General features: G+C 52.8%; 18 protein-coding genes and 1 pseudogene. 12 read left to right on the top strand and 7 right to left on the bottom strand.

Features of this window, described 5'->3' with window-relative positions:
* From denD to ENI00_RS08225, 6 genes are all read left to right on the top strand, one after another.
* Nucleotides 1-758 (top strand): D-erythronate dehydrogenase (denD, locus tag ENI00_RS08250; protein ID WP_304101230.1); only part of this gene is annotated, 758 nt, incomplete at its 5' end.
* A 52-nt stretch (nt 759-810) separates the two neighbouring features.
* Nucleotides 811-1,809: a TRAP transporter substrate-binding protein gene (locus ENI00_RS08245; RefSeq protein ID WP_304101228.1), complete on the top strand. Its 999-nt coding sequence runs from the start codon at nt 811-813 to the stop codon at nt 1,807-1,809.
* Nucleotides 1,810-1,878: 69 nt separating this feature from the next.
* On the top strand, nt 1,879-2,469 hold the full coding sequence (locus tag ENI00_RS08240) for a TRAP transporter small permease (protein WP_304101226.1): 591 nt from the start codon (nt 1,879-1,881) through the stop codon (nt 2,467-2,469).
* On the top strand, nt 2,466-3,740 hold the full coding sequence (locus tag ENI00_RS08235; protein ID WP_304101224.1) for a TRAP transporter large permease: 1,275 nt from the start codon (nt 2,466-2,468) through the stop codon (nt 3,738-3,740). Before ENI00_RS08240 ends, ENI00_RS08235 begins: the two co-directional genes overlap by 4 nt.
* Nucleotides 3,740-5,224: an aldehyde dehydrogenase family protein gene (locus ENI00_RS08230; protein ID WP_414674235.1), complete on the top strand. Its 1,485-nt coding sequence runs from the start codon at nt 3,740-3,742 to the stop codon at nt 5,222-5,224. The genes ENI00_RS08235 and ENI00_RS08230 overlap by 1 nt, the downstream gene beginning before the upstream one ends.
* 34 nt (nt 5,225-5,258) lie before the next feature.
* Nucleotides 5,259-6,134, top strand: coding sequence for an NAD(P)-dependent oxidoreductase (locus tag ENI00_RS08225; RefSeq protein WP_304101222.1), 876 nt, complete (start codon nt 5,259-5,261; stop codon nt 6,132-6,134).
* Between the two features lie 89 nt (nt 6,135-6,223).
* Here ENI00_RS08225 and ENI00_RS08220 read toward each other — a convergent pair whose 3' ends face one another.
* On the bottom strand, nt 6,224-7,168 hold the full coding sequence (locus ENI00_RS08220) for a DMT family transporter (RefSeq protein WP_304101220.1): 945 nt from the start codon (nt 7,166-7,168) through the stop codon (nt 6,224-6,226).
* Between the two features lie 622 nt (nt 7,169-7,790).
* Between ENI00_RS08220 and ENI00_RS08215 the strand changes: the two genes are divergently transcribed.
* Both ENI00_RS08215 and ENI00_RS08210 read left to right on the top strand, forming a co-directional pair.
* Nucleotides 7,791-9,173: a site-specific integrase gene (locus tag ENI00_RS08215; RefSeq protein WP_304101218.1), complete on the top strand. Its 1,383-nt coding sequence runs from the start codon at nt 7,791-7,793 to the stop codon at nt 9,171-9,173.
* Nucleotides 9,157-10,209 carry a hypothetical protein gene (locus ENI00_RS08210; protein WP_304101216.1) on the top strand — a complete coding sequence of 351 codons (1,053 nt, stop codon included), beginning with the start codon at nt 9,157-9,159 and terminating at the stop codon, nt 10,207-10,209. The genes ENI00_RS08215 and ENI00_RS08210 overlap by 17 nt, the downstream gene beginning before the upstream one ends.
* 133 nt (nt 10,210-10,342) lie before the next feature.
* Here the strand turns inward: ENI00_RS08210 and ENI00_RS08205 are convergent, their stop codons facing one another.
* From ENI00_RS08205 to ENI00_RS08195, 3 genes are read right to left on the bottom strand one after another with little or no spacing between them, the layout of a single operon-like run.
* On the bottom strand, nt 10,343-11,374 hold the full coding sequence (locus ENI00_RS08205) for a DUF3987 domain-containing protein (RefSeq protein ID WP_304101214.1): 1,032 nt from the start codon (nt 11,372-11,374) through the stop codon (nt 10,343-10,345).
* 7 nt (nt 11,375-11,381) lie between these two features.
* Nucleotides 11,382-11,861 carry a DUF3987 domain-containing protein gene (locus ENI00_RS08200; protein WP_304101212.1) on the bottom strand — a complete coding sequence of 160 codons (480 nt, stop codon included), beginning with the start codon at nt 11,859-11,861 and terminating at the stop codon, nt 11,382-11,384.
* Nucleotides 11,862-11,889: 28 nt separating this feature from the next.
* Nucleotides 11,890-12,114, bottom strand: a complete 225-nt coding sequence (locus ENI00_RS08195; protein WP_304101210.1) for a helix-turn-helix transcriptional regulator — start codon at nt 12,112-12,114, stop codon at nt 11,890-11,892.
* A 252-nt stretch (nt 12,115-12,366) separates the two neighbouring features.
* Between ENI00_RS08195 and ENI00_RS08190 the strand changes: the two genes are divergently transcribed.
* The 4 genes from ENI00_RS08190 to ENI00_RS08175 all read left to right on the top strand — a co-directional run bounded on the left by ENI00_RS08190 (nt 12,367) and on the right by ENI00_RS08175 (nt 15,756).
* Nucleotides 12,367-12,720 carry a hypothetical protein gene (locus ENI00_RS08190; protein ID WP_414674232.1) on the top strand — a complete coding sequence of 118 codons (354 nt, stop codon included), beginning with the start codon at nt 12,367-12,369 and terminating at the stop codon, nt 12,718-12,720.
* A 31-nt stretch (nt 12,721-12,751) separates the two neighbouring features.
* A complete protein-coding gene (locus ENI00_RS08185) occupies nt 12,752-13,714 on the top strand; it encodes a DUF932 domain-containing protein (protein ID WP_304101208.1) in 963 nt (320 codons plus the stop codon).
* A gap of 86 nt (nt 13,715-13,800) precedes the next feature.
* Complete coding sequence (locus ENI00_RS08180; RefSeq protein WP_304101232.1) at nt 13,801-14,802, top strand: YqaJ viral recombinase family protein; 1,002 nt, start codon at nt 13,801-13,803, stop codon at nt 14,800-14,802.
* A gap of 63 nt (nt 14,803-14,865) precedes the next feature.
* The gene (locus ENI00_RS08175; protein WP_304101206.1) at nt 14,866-15,756 is read left to right on the top strand and encodes a hydrolase or metal-binding protein; all 891 of its coding nucleotides are present in this window, start codon (nt 14,866-14,868) and stop codon (nt 15,754-15,756) included.
* Between the two features lie 349 nt (nt 15,757-16,105).
* Here the strand turns inward: ENI00_RS08175 and ENI00_RS18730 are convergent, their stop codons facing one another.
* The 3 genes and pseudogenes from ENI00_RS18730 to ENI00_RS08165 all read right to left on the bottom strand — a co-directional run bounded on the left by ENI00_RS18730 (nt 16,106) and on the right by ENI00_RS08165 (nt 18,835).
* Nucleotides 16,106-16,480 (bottom strand): methyl-accepting chemotaxis protein, encoded by a 375-nt coding sequence (locus ENI00_RS18730; protein WP_414674234.1) that lies wholly within the window; start codon nt 16,478-16,480, stop codon nt 16,106-16,108.
* 156 nt (nt 16,481-16,636) lie between these two features.
* A pseudogene (locus tag ENI00_RS18725) lies at nt 16,637-17,404 on the bottom strand (PAS domain-containing protein); the annotation flags it as partial.
* 228 nt (nt 17,405-17,632) lie between these two features.
* The gene (locus ENI00_RS08165) at nt 17,633-18,835 is read right to left on the bottom strand and encodes a putative bifunctional diguanylate cyclase/phosphodiesterase (protein ID WP_414674233.1); all 1,203 of its coding nucleotides are present in this window, start codon (nt 18,833-18,835) and stop codon (nt 17,633-17,635) included.
* Nucleotides 18,836-18,905 lie beyond the last annotated feature (70 nt).

Raw genomic sequence — 18,905 nt, 5'->3', positions numbered from 1 at the left:
GTCCCGATGTGATTTTCCACCTTGCAGCGGTGGTCAGTTCCGCAGCTGAGGCTGATCTGGAACTGGGAATGGCGGTCAACTTTGATGCCACCCGCGCCCTGCTGGAGGGGTGTCGGTCACGGGGGTTATCGACCACGCGACTGATTATGGCCAGTTCGGTGGCGGTCTACGGTGGTGAGCTGCCTGAGGTGCTTGATGACCTGACGGCCCTGACGCCACAAAGCTCGTACGGTACCCAGAAGGCCATGAGTGAACTCCTGATTAACGACTATAGCCGTCGCGGGTTGATTGATGGGCGGGTTTTGAGGCTGCCAACCATTGTCATCCGGCCTGGCCGTCCCAATGCTGCCGCGTCCAGCTTTGCCTCCAGCATCTTGCGTGAACCGCTGAACGGCGAGGACGCCGTGTGCCCGGTGCCGGTTGATCTGGAACTGTTCGTGATGTCACCCGGACGGGTGATCGACGCACTGGTGCACGGCGCCGAGATATCCGGCGCTGATCTGGGCAACCGGCGCAGTCTGATGCTGCCAGGAATCACCGTCAGCGTCGCCGAGATGTTGGACAGCCTGCGGCAGGCCGGCGGCGATGAGGCCCTGGCACGGGTAAAACACCAGCCTGATGCAAACATCGAAGCCATTGTTTCCAGTTGGCCCGGACGGTTCACTAACCAGCGCGCCAATGCGCTGGGATTTAAAGGCGATAGCGATTTTCGCGAGATTGTCGAGGCTTTCCTCGATGAACGCGTCAAGGCCCTTTGACTCTGAGTCAGGGGAAATCTCAAGTGTGTAAACGCAACGCAAAGGATCAACAATGAAAACAAAATCCCTACGACGCACGCTCTCACTCGCAGTGGGTGGGTTCTCCGCCGCGCTGGCATTGTTTGCTGTCAATGCTCAGGCACAACAAACCATTAATCTGGGACATACCTTATCGGACAGTTCTCATTACTCAGTAGGTGCTGACGCGTTCAAGGAAACTCTGGAACGCCTGAGTAACGGCGAATTCAAAGTTCTCGAGCACCCCTCTGGGTCCCTCGGTGGCGAGCGCGCCATGATTGAGGGCCTGCAGATCGGAACCGTCGATGTAGTGATTACCTCCACCGGGCCGCTGGGAAATTTCGTTCCGGAAACCTACGTACTGGATCTGCCATTTCTGTTCGAGAGCTACGAGCAGGCCCGCTGTGTCCTGGATGGCGATATCGGTCAGTCCCTGCTTGACAAGATGAGCGAAAATAATCTTGTGGGCCTCGCCTGGTCAGAAAATGGCTTCCGTCATATCACCAACAGCAAGCGACCAATTAAAACGCCCAAGGATTTGGTCGATCTCAAGGTTCGTACCATGGAGAACAAGGTGCACATGGAAGCGTTTGAGCAAATGGACGCTCATCCCACGCCGATGGCGTTCCCCGAGCTATTTACTGCGCTGCAGCAGGGCACTGTGGACGGCCAGGAGAATCCGATCACTGTGATCGTGGCAACCAAGTTCTGGGAGGTTCAAGATTACCTTTCACTTACTGGTCATGTTTATTCACCAGCGATCGTCTTGGGTTCTCCGATATTGCTGGATGGCCTTACCGATGAGCAGCGCGGCTGGTTTTTCAAGGCCGCTAAAGCCTCTGCAGCTGCTACTCGTGCCGAAGTATCTCGCCTTGAGCGAGACGGCGTGAAGCTACTTCGTGATAAAGGTATGGAGGTTGAAACCGATATCGACAAGGCGCCGTTCAAGAAAGCGGCGGAGCCTGCGTACAAAATATATACAGATCAGTATGGCAGCAAGATGTTGGACCTGATCCAGGCCAGCGATTGCTGAGTGAGCTGTCATGTCAGCCGCAGCCCGGTGTCAACGATACCGGGCTGCTAACACCACAGGACCATCACGATGGTGAATCATTTCCTGCAATTTGAACGCTGGACCACCCGGTTGTCCATGTTGGCAGCGGTGGCCATGCTGATCATTTCGGTGTCCCTCGGTTTTTATCAGGTGGTGACCCGGTTTTTTCTGGACGCGCCCTCAACTTGGTCTGAAGTTATCTCTCGCTCCGCCATGATCTGGTGTGTCTTTTTAGGCGCGGCCGCTGGCTTTCGTGGGGGCATGATGATGTCGGTCGAAGTGATCTACAGATTGTTGCCAAAACGGCGCCTTATCTGGCTAGAAACATTCGTTGCCCTGAGTTGTGTCATCGTGTTTTTGGTATTGGTTTACTATGGTACAGCGATGACTTGGCGTGTCCGTTCGCAGATGTTGTCAGGCCTTGGGGTTTCTATTGGCTGGGTTTATGCTGCTATGCCAACTGGTGCGCTATTCGCGCTAGTCGCTATTGTAGCCCGGTTGATAGCACAGGCTAAGGGGTTCGAGGGCATAGGGCCGGTCGATAGTGAAGTGCCGACCGATGAAACCGTATCGACGGAACCGGTCGATTCCAATTCAGGACTGGCACCAGACAAATCTGTACGGGGAGTCAATTCATGAATGCTGCCATTGGACTGTCCCTGATCATACTGTTCAGCTTGGGCGTGCCGATCGCGGTGTCGATTGTGCTTGCCTCGATTATTGGTATTGAGTTTTTCTCACGATTGCCCCTCCTGTTGGTGCCTCAGCAGATGTTTATCGGCCTCGATAATTTCCCACTGATGGCCATTCCCTTCTTTATTCTTGCTGGAAACCTGATGGCTGCGGGTGGAATTTCCCGGCGCCTTGTGGACCTTGCCAAGTCAATGGTCGGCGGCCTGCAGGGTGGGCTGGCGATGACTTGTGTGCTCACCTGCATGATGTTCGCAGCAGTATCTGGTTCCAGTGTGGCGACAACCTTCGCAATCGGCTCCATTTTGATTCCGGCGATGGTTAAGCACGGATATCCTCGCCCGTTGGCAGCCTCTATCCAAGCTTCGTCCGCAGAATTGGGCGTACTTATTCCGCCATCTATTCCGCTTATTTTGTACGGAGTAAGTACTGACACTTCTATCGGTAAGCTTTTTATAGCGGGCATCGGCCCGGGCCTGCTTATCGGCGGTGCCCTGCTGCTGTTCCTCTATCTGTTTTGCAAAGTCCGGGGCTATGGCTTGCGTGATCATGAAGATCGCCAAGTCTTTCCTGTTGCTCTGAAACGTGCTTGGATCGCCATGCTTATGCCGGTGGTCGTGATTGGTGGAATCTATGGCGGTGTCTTCACTCCGACAGAAGCATCCGCTGTGGCAGTGGTTTATGCGGTAATTGTGGGCGGCTTTATATACCGGGAGCTGGATCTTAAAGAATTGATACCAATCTTGCGCCACAGCGTTATTTCCACATCAGCCGTGATGTTGATCATCGCGGCAGCATCATTGTTCAGTTTCCTGATCAGCCGTTCCGGACTGCCAAATGAAGTCGCCGGTTGGGTCACGGTTGTGTTTGACAGCCAAATTTCGTTCTTGCTGGCGGTAAACGTAATGCTGCTGATTGTGGGGATGTTTATTGAGACCTCCGCTGCGATTCTGGTGCTTGCGCCAATTTTCACTCCAATTGCGGTGCAGTACGGAGTTGATCCAGTGCATTTCGGGCTGATCGTTGTGGTGAACTTGGCGCTCGGTATGTTTACCCCACCGTTGGGGGTCAACCTGTTTGCAGCCTGTGCGGTGGCTAAGCTCTCGGTCGACCAGTTATTACCTTGGCTGATGCGCTTTGTACTGGTGGTGCTGGCTTGCCTGTTGGCGATCACCTACCAACCCTGGATCTCGATGGGGCTGGTAGACCTGCTTTATTGATGGAAACGACAAGGAAAAACACCATGCAGTTCCTACCTCAGATGCCGCCGAGCCGGGCGTTGATCGGTGGCGCCTGGGTCGTGACCCAGGCGACCCTGAATGTGGAGTCGCCGTCAAACGGACGTCTCATCTCCCGCATCGCACGCTGTCAAGCTTCAGAGGTAGATGGGGCGGTCAGGGCCGCCGCTGACGCCTTTTCTGGGCGAGTAGGGGCGTGGTCGAGTTGGAGCGCTCGGCGACGCGGCGAGTGGCTCATGTCCTTCGCCGCGATCATCGAGGCTGATCACGAGCGGCTCGCTGCCCTGGAGTGCGTCGATACCGGCAAGTCGGTGACCCAGGCGCGCGGCGATGTCGGCGCCTGTGCCCGTTACTTCCGGTTCTACGGCGGTGCGGCGGATAAGCTACACGGCGAGACGATACCCTTCGAAAATGACTTCGCGGTAATGACTTGGCGCGAGCCTTATGGGGTCTGCGCGCAGATCATCCCTTGGAACTATCCCGCGCAGATTTTCGGCCGCTGTGTGGCAGCGGCTCTGGCTGCGGGTAATAGCGTGGTACTTAAACCGGCGGAAGAGGCCTGTCTCAGCGTGCTGCGCTTGGCCGAGCTTGCCGTGGAGAACGGTCTGCCGGCAGGCGTGCTTAATGTTGTCCCTGGTCTGGGACTCGAGGCCGGTGCCGCTTTAGCGGCACATCCAGACATCGAACACCTCTCGTTCACGGGCTCGCCCGAGACCGGTACTCTGGTGGCTCAAGCAGCGGCCGTGCATCATGTCCCGCTCACCATGGAACTGGGCGGAAAGTCACCACAGATCGTTTTCGCAGATGCCGATTTGGAAGTTGCCTTGGAGGCGATAGTGTGGGGCATCATCCAGAATGCCGGACAGACCTGCTCCGCAGGGAGCCGTTTGCTGGTCCAGCGTGAGATAGCCGAGGTCTTCTTGAGCCGTCTCGCAGAGCGCTTCTCCGCTCTGAGCTGCGACGCTGGCGAAGCGGATGCCGACTGCGGCCCTCTGATCAACGCTCGCCAGAAGTCCCAGCTGGAAGCATGTCTTGAGAGGGCTCGCGCGGACGGCGTCCGCACCTTGGCTTGCGGGCGACTGGCGAAAGGGGCCTCGAAAGAGGGGCACTTCGTGGTGCCGCAGCTTCTGGTTGATATCCCTGAGGGACACGAAGTGCTGCGTGAGGAGCTGTTTGGACCGGTACTGGCCGTGCAGCACTTCGAAGACGAAGCCGAGGCTATGGTGCTGGCCAATGGTACCGATTTCGGTCTTTGCGCTGGCATTTGGACACGCGATGGCGGACGTCAGTTGCGTCTGGCCAAAGGCGTGCGCAGTGGCCAGGTGTTTATCAACAATTATGGTGCCGCAGGTGGGATCGAGCTGCCGTTCGGCGGCGTCGGACGCTCCGGACATGGGCGCGAAAAAGGCTTTGAAGGCTTGAAAAGCTATACTCGGATTAAGACAGTCGCCATTCGACATGGGTGAGGGGTGGCGGGTCACTCAAACTAGGAGACATACTATGACGCAATCGTTGCGTATCGGCTTGGTCGGCGTGGGCCTAATGGGGCACGGTATCGCTCGCAACATTCTCAAGGCCGGGCACCGACTCGACTTTATGGATCATCCTGGTAATCAGCCGGTGGATGATCTGCTGGCCGCGGGCGCAACTTCTAGGGCATCCGGGCGCGAAGTGGCCGAAGCGGCAGAGGTAGTGCTGCTCTGCGTGACCGGCTCGCCTCAAGTCGAGGCGGCATTATTCGGGCCGGATGGAGTGGTGGAGGGTTTGGTGTTGAAGAGCGCGGTGATCGACTGCTCTACCGCCTTGCCGAGTTCGACCGAGCGAGTGGCTGAGCGTATAGCCGCGGCCGGTGGGCGTTTTATGGATGCTGCCATGACCCGGACGCCCAAGGAGGCGGAAGCGGGGCGCCTGAATCTGATCGTCGGAGCCTCCCCGGAGCTTTTCGCGGAGCTGAGGCCACTACTTGCATGCTTTGCCGAGAATATCACCCATGCGGGCGATGTGGGGGCTGGGCATACCCTAAAGTTACTGCACAACTTCGTATCATTGGGTTTCTCGGCGGTGCTGGCAGAGGCCGCGGCGGCGTCGCGTCAGGCAGGGATTGACGATACTGCTTTTCTCGAAGTAGTGGGTAAGGGCGGCGGTAGCGGTGTCGTCTTTGATCGCTTGCGTCCCTTCATCGCGTCCGACGACCCGTCCGGTTTTAATTTCAGCGTAGCCAATGCCACTAAGGACCTAGGTTATTACCGCGCCATGACCGATGAGTTGGGCGCTCGCCGCTTGGTCGCGGAGGCCGTTGAGGCGCTGTATGCGGGTATCGATGATCAGGACCTGACGGTGCCGGAAATCATCCGAGTCCTAGCGGAAAAGAAATGATGGCGAGGTATCACGACGGCCCATCGTCAATCCACTGAGCGTGTTTTACTCAGAGCCTGAATTCGTCCACCTATTTTAATTCCTGAAAATTATACCGTACCTGACTGGTCTGCTGTTATCGGCGGATCGGGTTCTATGCTCTCCCGCTGCCTTATTTCCAGCCGCCGTTCGTAGAGGCTCTTGGCCAGCAAAGTGCCCAGCACCAGCCCACCACCGAGCAGGGCCACTGATGCGGGCTGTTCACCCAGAACCCACCAAGCCAACAGCGTGCCCAGCACCACTTCCAACAGCAACAGCAAGCCCACTTCGGCGGCGGGTAGATACAGCGGGCCACGCTGCAGCAGCGTTACGCCACAGGGAACAATGACCAAGCAGAGCAAAACGACCACGGCGAGTTGGTTCCTCTCTGGCAGCACCGGTTCGTTCCCCGCAAGCCACAACAGTCCAGCGACGCTACCGATAATAATGCCGTTAAACACCAGCATCGGGCTCATATCAATGCCCGGGCGAGTGCGACACAGGGTAAAATTAATCGCTAAGGTAGTCGCTGCCATCAAGGCGAACGCGTTGCCTATCCAGGAACCTGCGCCTGCGTCATCCAAAGCGATCATTGCGATACCTGCCATACATAGCCAAATCGCCAGCCACGTTCTCCTGGGTAAACGCTCTTTAAGGAATATCCAGGAGAGGATGGCAGCGATTAATGGCGAACTGGACAGTATCATCAACACGTTGCCCGCCTTGGTGTATTGATTACCAAGCACAAAACCACAGGTCGTCAGACTGAACAGCAGCGCCACGGCGATACCGGTCCAGCCGCAGCGACGATATGCTGCCAGCGTTCCACGACCATGGCGCAGCAGAGCGATCAGCAAAAAGCCTAATGCCGAGAGGAAGCCGCGCCACATCAGTATCTCTGCATCTGGTAGGTCGGCCACCTTGATAAGCAAAGCATCAGGCGCCATTATCAACGCTCCGCCACCGGTAAATAGCAGGCCCTGCTGGCGATGCGACAAGGCACTCAAAAGGCTCATTTTAGTGATTATCCCTCGGCGGATACTGGCGGGCCATATCGCGATACTTGGTCGCTGGCGCCAACGTCATACCGCGCTCACGCGGCCTCATGTCTTCCCACACCATATCGACAATCCGCGTGCCAGTATCGTAGGCCACCTTGGTGGTGACTGGGCGGTCGAATTTACAGTACGCTTTCTACACTGCGGCGTCGATACGTACGAAAATACAGGTATATCAACGATGGTGAAGCGTTAGTTTTGGATTCCGGGTGACTGAGCGAATGACCCGTATGAGCACTGCGGGCAGTCGGTTGGCTATGTGAGCGAGAACTGCCGCTCCTGAGCAATCGGGAAGGGTTGTTTTCCAGAAACAAAAAAGCCCGGACTTTCCGGGTCCGAGCTAAATTGCTGAAAAATATGGTCGGGACGGAAGGATTTGAACCTTCGACCCCTTGCACCCCATAAAGGTAACTCGCCGTTCAAGCAGATCTAAGCCAATCCAAATAAAATTATTAACCTTTGTTTTTATTGAAAAAACGATTTTGTGTTTTCTAACGCAATCCAATACCATCCAGTTTAAGCGATCGAGAAACGGTGACCAAACGGTGACGAGAGTTCGGCATTAACTGAGTGAGTAGTAATGGGAACGATTACAGACAAGCAAATGAACTCAAAGCCGGGCAAGTCGGTCTGGTTGACTGAGGATGCTCCGAGGGGATGTGGGCGTTTTATGGCTCGCATTCTGAAAAGCGGAGACAGGCTGTTTTACTTCCGGTATACAAATTCCCATGGTGATCGGGTCTTCCTTCCTGTAGGTAACTACGATCAGTCCGGTAAAGACGGCTTAACCCTGCGAGAAGCTCGAACGAAGGCTGGTGAGCTATCCCGCTTATATCAAGCTGGCATTCGGGATCTGAGGGAGTATCAGGAAGCTGAGGAGGCCGCCCGTAAGGCCACACATGAAGCAAAGATGGCCAGGCTGCAAGCAGAACGGGAGGCTGCAGAGGCTGAGAAAGCACGCCAGGCCGCCCGTAAGACGGTGAAGGAGCTTTTCGAGCATTGGGCGGATATTGATTTGAAGAACCGAAAAGATGGCGGTGCAGAGGTTCGTCGGCTTTTTGAGAAGGACGTGCTTCCTAAAATTGGCCAGCTTGCGGTTGAAGATGTCAAAAAAGGTCACGTTATAGAGGTTGTTGATGCACAACTTACTCGGGGTGTAACCCGTATGGCAAAGCTGACGTTAAGCCTGATCCGGCAGATGTTTCGCTTTGCAGTCGACCGAGACTTAATTGAGTACGACCCCACCGCCAGTATCAGAAAGTCAAAGATTGGCGGCAAAGACGTTGAGCGCGACAGGGTTTTGGGTGACGATGAAATTAAAGCACTTGCCAATCAGATCCCCGATGCTCAGATGTTGCCTTCCACATCCATCGCTATCTGGATCATGCTGACAACCTGTTGCAGAATTGGTGAACTGATCAAAGCTGAGTGGGTTGATGTGGATTTAAAGCGAGGTACTTGGAAGATACCTCCAGAAAACAGCAAGAATGGTAAGTCTCATGAGATTGCTCTATCCAGCTTTGCTGTAGCCTGGCTCAAAGATCTGAAAAAACTTACCGAGGATTCTCGATGGTGTTACCCAAACTCATCAGATTCTGGCCCTGTCTGTCCAAAATCAATTACCAAGCAGATTCGTGATAGACAGTTGCCATTCGGTAAGGAGCCGAACAAGGGGCGGAGCTCAAAGGCTCAAGCACTGGTCCTTCCAGGAGGGAAATGGACACCACATGATCTCCGGCGAACAGGAGCAACGATAATGACGGCGCTTGGTGTTATGCCGGAAGTTGCGGAGCGGTGCTTGAACCATACGGAAGAAAACAAGGTGAAAAGGGTCTATCAACGTCACAGCTATGGCCCGGAAAAGAAGCAGGCATGGGACAAACTTGGCGCTCATCTTGCGGAACATCACAAGCTTGGTTCGAAAACGAACTCACAGGAGGTTGTCAATGGCTCGCGAAATTGACCAGCTAGAGGTGGTATATCTTGCAGATCTCCAGCAGCGAAATTTTATCGATATAAATAAGTTTCTCCGAGACCATCAAAAGCAGGGTAGAGATATTTGGTGCCGTATCCCTGATCATCTCCAGGTTTATCTCCGCAAACACTCATTCGGGATGAGAGGTGAGGATCTGGGCCCAGAATATTCCCTTCTATCAAAAGATCATCGATATCTATCCGTTGGGTCTATGGTCGTCAGAGAAGTGTTAGCTACTGGCCAAAGTGTCGTAAGCAAAACGGAGCTGGTTTTATTTATAGATTCAGATCTGGGTTTCAAAATATTGGATCGAGAAACTGCCGACTTCGAAAGGATGAAAAAGGAGATAGCGGAAAAATATAACACTATTGGCTTCACCCGCAGCTCTGCAGGACGAGTAGGGCGTACTCAAGAGTTATTTGTAGTTGGGGTACCCACTAGGAATAACAATGATGGTCTAGTTTCGAACCAGGTGATGGAGCAAGGTTATTCTATCAGGTTATCGGATCTATTCGTCTTGAGGACTGATTACCAGCAGTACGTGTCGGAATCACAAGCTATCGATCCTGCCTTGTTTATCGACGAATGGATGCCGGAGGATCTTCGGCTGCTCAATCGGTATGCTGTGGCTTGCAACAAAGAACATGAAGAGTCCAGTCAAGCGAGTGTAAACGATGAGGATCAAACGCTAGCAACAGATCTGGCGCGTGATTTAAATGCGAAGAATGTCGATGCTAGCAAAGTAATCGCCGCGCTGAAAATCGTACAAGGCAAAAGGGTGTACTACCCGAAAGCTCCAATTGAGCAAATTGAAGGGGAAGATAAAGTTTCATTGCTGGACATTGCGAACACACTGGCCAAGTCTCACTGGAAAGGCTGTGTGAAAACGACGCAGGATGTTTATAAAACCAATGTCGAGGATTTCGAGCGAAATGTTGACGAAATTTTAAAAGACCATGGCGTAAAGAAGTCTGCGGCCTTAAGCCGGGAACTCAGTCGGTTTATCCGGTTCCGGCGCAATTAGGGATTTTGAGCGAGGCCTGCCCATGCCTGATCGTTTCGAGGGCAGGTTGTCTCTGAAAATGCTTTTCTGCTTCTAATGACAGAAACTGTTACATAATAAATTATTTTAAGCGTTAGTTGGTTATAACGAGTAACTACTGTAATCTTGGAAAAGTATCGATGTTCCAAGTTTTTGTTATATCCTGATAAGTTCTTATATATCCATGGCACTCAAGGAAATCGAGAGCTTCTTTAAATCTACCTGGTTGTCGAAGTGGTCCGGAGCAGTACTGTCGGGCGTGTCGTTTTCCTATGTATCGGAGACCTTTTTGTCGGATATTTACAGTCAACCAATCATTTAGCATCATGGCGTCAAGGAAATATTTAGGTTGAGTGTTGAAAATATTGAGATATTCTTTTGAAAAAAATATGCAAATCTGTATGCTAGTATTTAACGTTTCCCAACTTATATCTCCCTCATATCCGTTTACGACGTGAATTATCGCTGATAATCGGGCAATATTTTCCATTAATTTTGATGCGTGGTCGCTTGCATTCTCATATAATCCGCCCGGCCTCATATTTGCTTCGATTTCGTTAAGAGTTTCGACATAAAGCGGATTCGCTCGCTTCTCAAATTTAAGTATACTTCGACTCGTTTTAGGATTTTTTCCTAGTTTTAAATTCTTTTTTAATAGTCTTTGGAATCGTTCCAAATAGTGAGATGGATCGAAAAATTCTTGCTTATTTTCGGAAGCTAAACGATACCCAATTGTTGATGATTGTGCGCTACAAGTGATTGTTCTTGACCAGAGTCCGGCAGCTTTTGCCATGTCTGATTTACGCTCCCGATACTCTTCAAATGGCCCTGGTTGAATGGACAGCAGGAAAGTTATGCGTGGATCTGGAAGATTGAAAGACTCGGAAGTCTTTCGTCCGATGGTTATCTCCATATTGCTCCATGCTGAATTTAACATGGACATCCCCGGGGTTACTAAACGGTTAAGGGTGCCGGTACCTTCATCGGCAAGTACACAGACATTTTTGCAATTTTCATGCATTCCCTCAATTAGCGCTTGATAAGTGACATCATCTTGGATGAATTGTATTTTTCTCGGTTTGTTTGGTTTCGCCGCCAGATGCGCGGTTAAGAGATTTTGTGCTTTTGTCGCGTCGATTTCGGCCATAAAGCTACTATTCCTCCATGCTTGACTTAAGGTCTTGCCTAATAACACTGCTCAGCGCTTTTTCTAACACTTTGCGCTGCAGATCCCAGATGTGAATTTCTTGCTCCCATTTGTTGAGCAGGGCCTTATAGTCTTCCTCTGCGAAAGTCTCCGCTTCCCGAATTGGACGAAAAAAATACTTGATCAAGCTGGATTTTCGCTCCCCGGAGTTTGCGATCATCAAAGTAAACAGGGATAGGGACGTATTTCCTCCCACAGGCTTTTCTACATCACATAGCGCCTGGGTTACTGTGGAAGCCGCAGTTATAGCTACAAGGAGTGTATGTGGATAGGGCGTTTGAATAGACTCGCCAGCATGTCCCACAGCGTGCCCCAGTAAACCAAGACATGAAAGGTCTGGTAGTCCCTGGTACCGTTCGAATAAATTTAGCTGTGGCCCCGATACCAGTCCCCAGCGACTATTCGTTGTTTGCTGGCCTGAATACATGTTCTGATTCCTCTCTTTAAAGTTATGATCAACTGCGTGTAATCTCTATCTGACTCAGCATCCAGTCGTCGACTTCACATTCGATCCATGCGACTGCTCCGCCACCAAGCTTGATTTGATTAGGGAACGTCGGATCGAAGTATTTCGAATCCGACTTAATTTTGTTGTATATCGTTGAGCGCGACAGGCCGGTTTTATCGATAACGGTCCTCAGCCGTATAAAGCGGATGTTTTTCTTTGGTTGGCCTGTCATTTCTTATCTCCTCATCAGTATGTTGATCAGGCTAATTGGAAGGACGAGGCGTGGGAATTTTGTTCCGGGAATAATCCAGAATATTCTGAATCGCTTTTTTTCTGCGAGGAATAGTGCCGAAGATGTTGCTACGTTTGCTACGCGTAGCAAACGTAGCTGGTCATTCAGTTATTCCAGAATTTTTCAAACCTATATCACCCCTGTGAACCAAGGCACTGACCGTGCCTTCCCTCCCAATTCACAGAGGAAATTATGATGTCTGAACAATGCCCCAATTGCCTGTCCGTCCGGATTGGCAAGAACAACTACGGCAAGAAAACCGCTGGGGTCGTCGGTGCGTCTGCAGGCGCCTATGGCGGGTTTTCTGCTGCGACAGCCGGTGCTCGAGCAGGTGCCACGCTGGGTATCGTTGCCGGACCCGTAGGCGCAACGTTGGGCGGTATCGGTGGTGCCGTCATCGGTGCACTGCTGGGAGGTGCCACCGGCGCTTCCGCTGGCGTGATTCTGGGTAATGTCCTGGATGACCGTGTGCTCGACAACTACCGCTGCCTCGATTGCAGCTATTCCTTCAGTGTCGACTCTGACTCCCCGGACGACATCATTTAATTCCCCTCGCATATTTCATAGGAGAACAACCATGGCTCATCTCATCGAGCAAATGGCTTACGTTGGCCAAACCCCTTGGCATGGCCTGGGGAATGAACTGACTTCAAATCAGCCTCTGGAGGTCTGGGCAAAGCAAGCTGGTCTGGACTGGCGAATCCAGGAAAGCCCCGTCCGCTATGTCACCAATGCGGGTGGCACCCTGGGCGAGATTCTGTCCTATCCGGATTCCAAGGTGCTTTACCGCTCGGATACAAGGGCACCGCTGTCGGTGGTCGGTAATCGCTTCAAAGTGGTTCAGCCTGAAGAGATTCTGGAGTTCTACCGGGACCTGACCGAGGTCTCCGGTTTTGACCTTGAAACCGCTGGTGTTCTGAAAGGCGGTCGCAAGATGTGGGCACTGGCCCGAACCGGTCAATCCGGCATGCTCAAGGGCAATGACCAGACCAATGCTTACGTCCTACTGGCCACCGCCTGTGATGGCACTATGGCAACCACCGTTCAGTTCACCAGTATCCGTGTGGTGTGCAACAACACGCTGGCTGTCGCTCTGAAGGGCTCCACCGCCAATGCCGTCAAGGTGAAGCACAATACCGCCTTCGATGCGGACCTGGTGAAGAAACAGCTCGGCATTTCGGTTTCCGCATGGGACGACTTCATGTACCGCCTGAAGTCCCTGAGCGAACGGAAGGTGAAAACCACGGAAGCCAGGAACTACTTCCTTAAGGTGTTCACCGATGATTCCGGTACCGGAGTCGGCAAAACCAACGAACGCTCCATGGCCAAAGCCTTGGGTCTGTATGAAGGCGAGGGCATGGGTGCCAACTTAGCGTCATCCGAAGGCACGGCCTACGGCCTGCTCAACGCCGTTACTGAATTCATCGATCACCAACGACGCGCCAAAACCGTTGACCACCGGCTGGATTCCGCCTGGTTCGGAACCGGTGCCGCTGTTAAGAACCGTTCGTTAGAGCAGGCCATGTCACTTGTGGCCTGAGCCAATTCCAAAAATCTCAAAACCGCCATAAAGCCCACCGGAGCCTGATGCTCTGGTGGGCTTTTTTATGTCTGGAGGAAAACACCATGGGCATGAGTGCAAACACAATTCAGAAACAACGACCGGCATTGCGCCTGGTCTCCACCAAGGGCCTCAGCCGGGATGAATGGCTGAAGGTACGCAAGCAGGGCGTTGGCAGTAGTGATGCCGCTGCCGCCGTCGGCATGAATCCTTACCAGTCGCAACTGGAACTATGGATGGTCAAAACCGGCAGGGACGCTGGTCTGCCGAAACCGGATTCTGACGATCCCACCTCACCTGTCTACTGGGGCCATATCTTGGAACCGATTGTGGCAGAGCAGTACAGCCAGCAAACGGGCCGAAAGGTACGCCGAGTAAACGCGGTATTGCAGCACCCAGATCCGGAAAAGCACTGGATGCTAGCGAACCTGGATTACTCCGTGTTGGCTGATGATGAAGTGCAGATCCTGGAATGCAAAACGGCAGGGGAGTTCGGATCACGACTTTGGAAGGAGGGCGTGCCGGACTACATCCAATGCCAGGTCCAGCACCAACTGGCCGTTACCGGCAAACAGTCGGCAGACGTGTGCGTCCTGCTGTGTGGTCAGGAGTTGAAGGTCTACCGCCTTGAACGAAACGAGGAGCTCATCGAAGCGCTTTATGTGCTGGAGCGCCAGTTCTGGGATTTTGTGGAAACGGATACGCCACCACCTGTTGATGGTACCGATTCTGCCGAACGCGCCTTGCGCCACCTGTACCCGTTAGACAGAGGGGAGACCCTGGACTTCAGCCAAAGCAAGGAACTGTCCGATGCATTCGACGAGCTACTGGCCATCCGCACGGAAATGGAAAGTCTCAAATCCACAGAATCTCACCTGAAACAGCGAATCGAGAGCCAGATGGGTGAAGCATCAAAAGCGACTTTCCCCAGTGGCAGTGTGAGCTGGAAGCGGAGCAAGGATTCCGTCGGGCTCAACGTGAAGCAACTGCTGAAGGATCAGCCAGGGCTTCTGAAGCAATACCCACTCAACAAGCCGGGAAGTCGGCGTTTTCTCATTCAAGCATGAATACCCCATTGGCCACGCGGGCGTGACGAGTGCCTCGTGGCCCTTTTTCTAAGGAGAGTTATCATGATTAAAGGCTTAGCCATTACGCCTCCGGTGTTGGGGCGTATCAGCATTGGTCGGGTCGTTGAAAAGAACGGCATCCGGCTGCCACAGAAAGACGACCAGTTCACCATCACCTCTCAGATTCAGGAGAAAGACTCCGGATGGGTTTTGCATCCCATGGACGAAGAGCTCAGAAAGGATGCTCCAAATAGCAAACTGCGAACCATCCCGGTACGCATGCTGTTCAACGACGCGGATCTCAACCTGCGCGCCGAGTACACCATGTTCGACCGGAAAAGCGGAAGACCTATGTGTGTCGGTAACGGCGACAGTTGCAACCGCCTGACGCAATCAGGAGTGCAGTCTTTGCCATGCCCGGGGCCTACGTTGTGTGAGTTCGGTAAAGGTGGCTTGTGCAAGCCCTATGGCCGTCTTAACGTCAAGGTCGGTGACGACGATGATCTCGGCACCTTCATCTTTCGCACGACCGGCTACAACAGCATCCGGACGCTTGCCGCCAGGCTGAGCTACTACCAGGCAGTCTCTGGTGGTTTACTGGCGTACATGCCGTTAGAGTTGAAGCTGCGAGGGAAAAGTACGGTGCAGAGCCATCGAACGCCGATCTACTACGTGGATCTGGTGATCAAGGAAGGCTTGTCCCTGCAGGAAGCGGTGGCTGAGGCGAAAGAAAAAGCCAGGCAGGTGAAAGAGGAGGGCGTTGACCAGGCTGCGCTGGATTCTGCGGCATCAAAGGGATTTGGGAATGCGCTATTTGAGTATGACGAGGATGAAATGAATCAGGTGGTTGAGGAGTTTTATCCTGCTGCGGCAAGTGATGGCTCGCCGGGGAGCCCCTCAGTGGTGTCGAAATTGAGAGGGAACTTGGACTCTAGTAGGCCGGTTTCTGGCTAGATTTTGACGAGTGGCCGAACACGGCCACTCGTCTCGATCCAATTTCTGCAAACTTTTATTTTTTGGAAAAGGGCTGGCCTGGGGGTAGAACTACGTTTGGTCCACCTGTAATACCCCGATTTTTAACCGCCGGAAACCCCGGGGTGGTTCAGTCAACGCCATGAACATGAAACACTGATTTTGCGATGTCGACGCCAACTCGGATAATGATCATGTGGAATTCTCCTCATCCTAAAGATGGTGGTTTGCCTCACCCATTATTATGCAGTGCTGACGCCGGAGTGAAGCGAGGAGGAGTCCATCCCATTGCTTGCGGCTGTTCTATAACGCGGACTTGTCTTGATAGGTTTTACTGATTGATCGTGGCGACAGCCTCCAGTACGCGATCGGCTCCCGTACTGATATCCTGCACAATCTTTTCAACACGAATCATCTGAGCGTGCGCATCGTCAGCCACGTTCGCGACCGCCTCAACCTCATTGACCACTTTTTCGGTGAGCGCCAGGTTCTCGCGCACTACCGTTTCAATTTCCGAAGTTGATTTGCCGGTGCGTGCGGCAAGCTGACGGACTTCATCAGCTACCACGGCGAAACCACGCCCCTGATCCCCCGCTCTTGCCGCTTCAATGGCAGCATTCAGTGCCAGCAGATTTGTCTGGTCCGCCACTCCGGCGATCGTCGCGACGATCCGTTCGATATTTTGCGACTGGGCGTCAAGCTTCACGATGACTTCTTTGGTCTGCTCAATTCGCTTGAGAATAAGATCGGTGGTCGTTTTCGAGTGTGCAAGAGATTCTGACGCCTGGGTGGCATTTCCGGCGGTTTCCTTTGCGGTGGCGTAAGCCACGCCCGTTGCCTCAATAGTGCGCTGCGTTTTTTCCACGTAGTCCGTGATATCGCTCGCGAATTTCACGATTTTGTATACTTCACCTTCATCGTTGAAGATCGGATTATAAGAGGCCTCGAGCCAGATCGTGCGACCACTCTCATGCTGGCGCTCGAATTTTCCGGACTTGAACTCACCCGCAGCAAGTTCTCGCCAGAAATCCGGGTTTTGCTCATAGAATTCAGGCTGACAAAATAATCGGTGGTGCTTGCCTTCAATGTCACGCAGTGAATAACCGATTGCACTGAGGAAGTTCTGGTTTGCTGTGAGTATCACTCCGTCCTTTGTAAATTCGATCACCGCCATGGAGCGACTAATGGCGTCAAAAACAGCTTCCTGCTGCCTCGTTCTCGCGTGATCTTCGGTAACGTCATAAGCAAGTTTTAGGATCTTAGAGACGGTGTTGTCGGGGCTTAGCACCGGGAAATAGGTCGCTTCCAGCCAAATCATTCCTCCTTCTTTAGTTCGCCGGGGAAACGTTCCTGACTGTTTCTCACCCTGGCTCAACCTCTGCCAGAACGCCTTGTAATCATGCGAACGGGTATAGTCCGCGTCGCAAAAAATCCGGTGGTGCTTCCCCTCAATTTCCTCGGCCTCATAACCAATCACGGAGCGAAACAAGTCGTTAGCGGTAATGATATGTCCATCTGGCGAGAACTCGATACAGGCAATCGATGATTTGATCGCGTCCAGTGTGGCCTGTAAATCCCAAGTTTTAATCTGCAGCGCCTCAAGTTGCTGGCTTTTCTTTTTGAAAAACATGAATGTTACCTACAAATTTTGATTTTAGCCGCCCGACTGCCCCCGCCCTAATCCGCTGCAGGTGATAGCAACACGAGCTGCCCTCACGTACGCTTGTGCGCAAAGACTCTTACGTAGTAATTATCGGCAGGTTCACTAAAAATTGAATTTAAATTCAAAAAATGAAGGGGCAGCACACTTTTTGGCCAAACACACATTATGAAAGGGACGCGACTTTCTTAAGGCCTGTCACGGAAGGGAAAGAGGAACGCCAACACCAAACTGCTCAATTGGCATCGCTTTGGCGAAATACCAACCCTGCGCGATGGTAGCGCCTTCTTCCTGAAGGAACTGCATCTGAGCGCAAGTTTCAATACCCTCACAAACGATTTGGAGCCGAAGGTTTTTTGCCATGGCAATGGTAGCCCGGGTTATGGCGACATCGGTTTTGTTCTGGGGGAGGCCTTCCACAAAACAGCGATCAATTTTCATGGTATCGACGGGAAGCAACTGGAGATAACGAAGTGACGCAAACCCAGTTCTGATATCGTCAATCGCGAAACGGACGCCGAGCTTCACAAGCCGCTGCATCTGCTCTACCGCCAGGGGAATGTCGCGAGTCAAAGAATGTTCTGTGACCTCTAGGCATAGCTGGCGCGGAGAGAGGCCGGACTCAGCAAGCGCACACTCAACCCGCGAAACGAAAGTGTCCGCGTAAAGTTCGTTGGCGCCCACGTTGACCAAAAGATAACATTCCCGGTCATTTCCAATAGCTGATTGAAACTCAATGCAGGCCGTTCGCAATATCCACTTGCTGAGATCCTGTATAACGCCAACCTCTTCTGCTAACGGAATAAACTGCCCTGGCGATATCCACGTTCCATCGGATTGCCAGCGCGCCAGCGCCTCCATCCCTACAATCTTCAGATCAGTCATGCGGACGATAGGTTGGTAGTGCACCTCCAGCTCCCGGTTTTCGACCGCCAGCCGCAAACGGTGTTCGAGTGAGAATTCGGCTGCCAGTTGACTTTGGTGCTGCGATGACAACGAGGCAATGGCAGTTCCAGCGGCTGGCTCCACCCGGTAAAGCGCGAGTTTCGCCTTTTCAATCAGATTGTCCGGGCTGTCAACCTGGTGTAGGGACTCTTCGACAATACCAATGGAAAAATCAAGTCTACGTTCTGTACCCTCCAGCAAAAAGGGCACGGCCAAAGCTTTACTCATGCGATTCGGAAGCGCCGAATTGGCGCCCGCAGGTGACGCTGCAAGGAGGGCAAAATGCTCCTCATGGAGATAGGCAACCATAACATTGGCTGGTACCACTTCTTGAAGCCGCGAAACAATCGCTCTTAACAGAGCATTTGCTTTTTCCCACCCGAGAGATTGGTTCAGCACCCTGTAGTGGTCAACTAATCCCGGACAGTATTTTAAGTTTTTCTTCGGCGACCACAGGTGGCATGCCGTCATTGAATGTATGGGGACGCTGCCGGTTGTAGTAGTCCATCAGGTAGTCGCCAATATC

Source organism: Marinobacter antarcticus, from assembly GCF_011049865.1.
Taxonomy (GTDB): domain Bacteria; phylum Pseudomonadota; class Gammaproteobacteria; order Pseudomonadales; family Oleiphilaceae; genus Marinobacter; species Marinobacter antarcticus_A.
This window is presented reverse-complemented; position numbering and strand designations above follow the sequence as displayed.

Bases quoted from the DNA above. Each gene is read 5' to 3' on its own strand.
- ENI00_RS08180 (WP_304101232.1), top strand. From the start codon at position 13,801: ATGGGCATGAGTGCAAACACAATTCAGAAACAACGACCGGCATTGCGC.
- ENI00_RS08175 (WP_304101206.1), top strand. From the start codon at position 14,866: ATGATTAAAGGCTTAGCCATTACGCCTCCGGTGTTGGGGCGTATCAGC.
- ENI00_RS08245 (WP_304101228.1), top strand. From the start codon at position 811: ATGAAAACAAAATCCCTACGACGCACGCTCTCACTCGCAGTGGGTGGG.
- ENI00_RS08215 (WP_304101218.1), top strand. From the start codon at position 7,791: ATGGGAACGATTACAGACAAGCAAATGAACTCAAAGCCGGGCAAGTCG.
- ENI00_RS08200 (WP_304101212.1), bottom strand. From the start codon at position 11,861: ATGTATTCAGGCCAGCAAACAACGAATAGTCGCTGGGGACTGGTATCG.
- ENI00_RS08225 (WP_304101222.1), top strand. From the start codon at position 5,259: ATGACGCAATCGTTGCGTATCGGCTTGGTCGGCGTGGGCCTAATGGGG.
- ENI00_RS08195 (WP_304101210.1), bottom strand. From the start codon at position 12,114: ATGACAGGCCAACCAAAGAAAAACATCCGCTTTATACGGCTGAGGACC.
- ENI00_RS08185 (WP_304101208.1), top strand. From the start codon at position 12,752: ATGGCTCATCTCATCGAGCAAATGGCTTACGTTGGCCAAACCCCTTGG.
- ENI00_RS08240 (WP_304101226.1), top strand. From the start codon at position 1,879: ATGGTGAATCATTTCCTGCAATTTGAACGCTGGACCACCCGGTTGTCC.
- ENI00_RS08235 (WP_304101224.1), top strand. From the start codon at position 2,466: ATGAATGCTGCCATTGGACTGTCCCTGATCATACTGTTCAGCTTGGGC.
- ENI00_RS08190 (WP_414674232.1), top strand. From the start codon at position 12,367: ATGATGTCTGAACAATGCCCCAATTGCCTGTCCGTCCGGATTGGCAAG.
- ENI00_RS08210 (WP_304101216.1), top strand. From the start codon at position 9,157: ATGGCTCGCGAAATTGACCAGCTAGAGGTGGTATATCTTGCAGATCTC.
- ENI00_RS08220 (WP_304101220.1), bottom strand. From the start codon at position 7,168: ATGAGCCTTTTGAGTGCCTTGTCGCATCGCCAGCAGGGCCTGCTATTT.
- ENI00_RS08230 (WP_414674235.1), top strand. From the start codon at position 3,740: ATGGAAACGACAAGGAAAAACACCATGCAGTTCCTACCTCAGATGCCG.
- ENI00_RS08205 (WP_304101214.1), bottom strand. From the start codon at position 11,374: ATGGCCGAAATCGACGCGACAAAAGCACAAAATCTCTTAACCGCGCAT.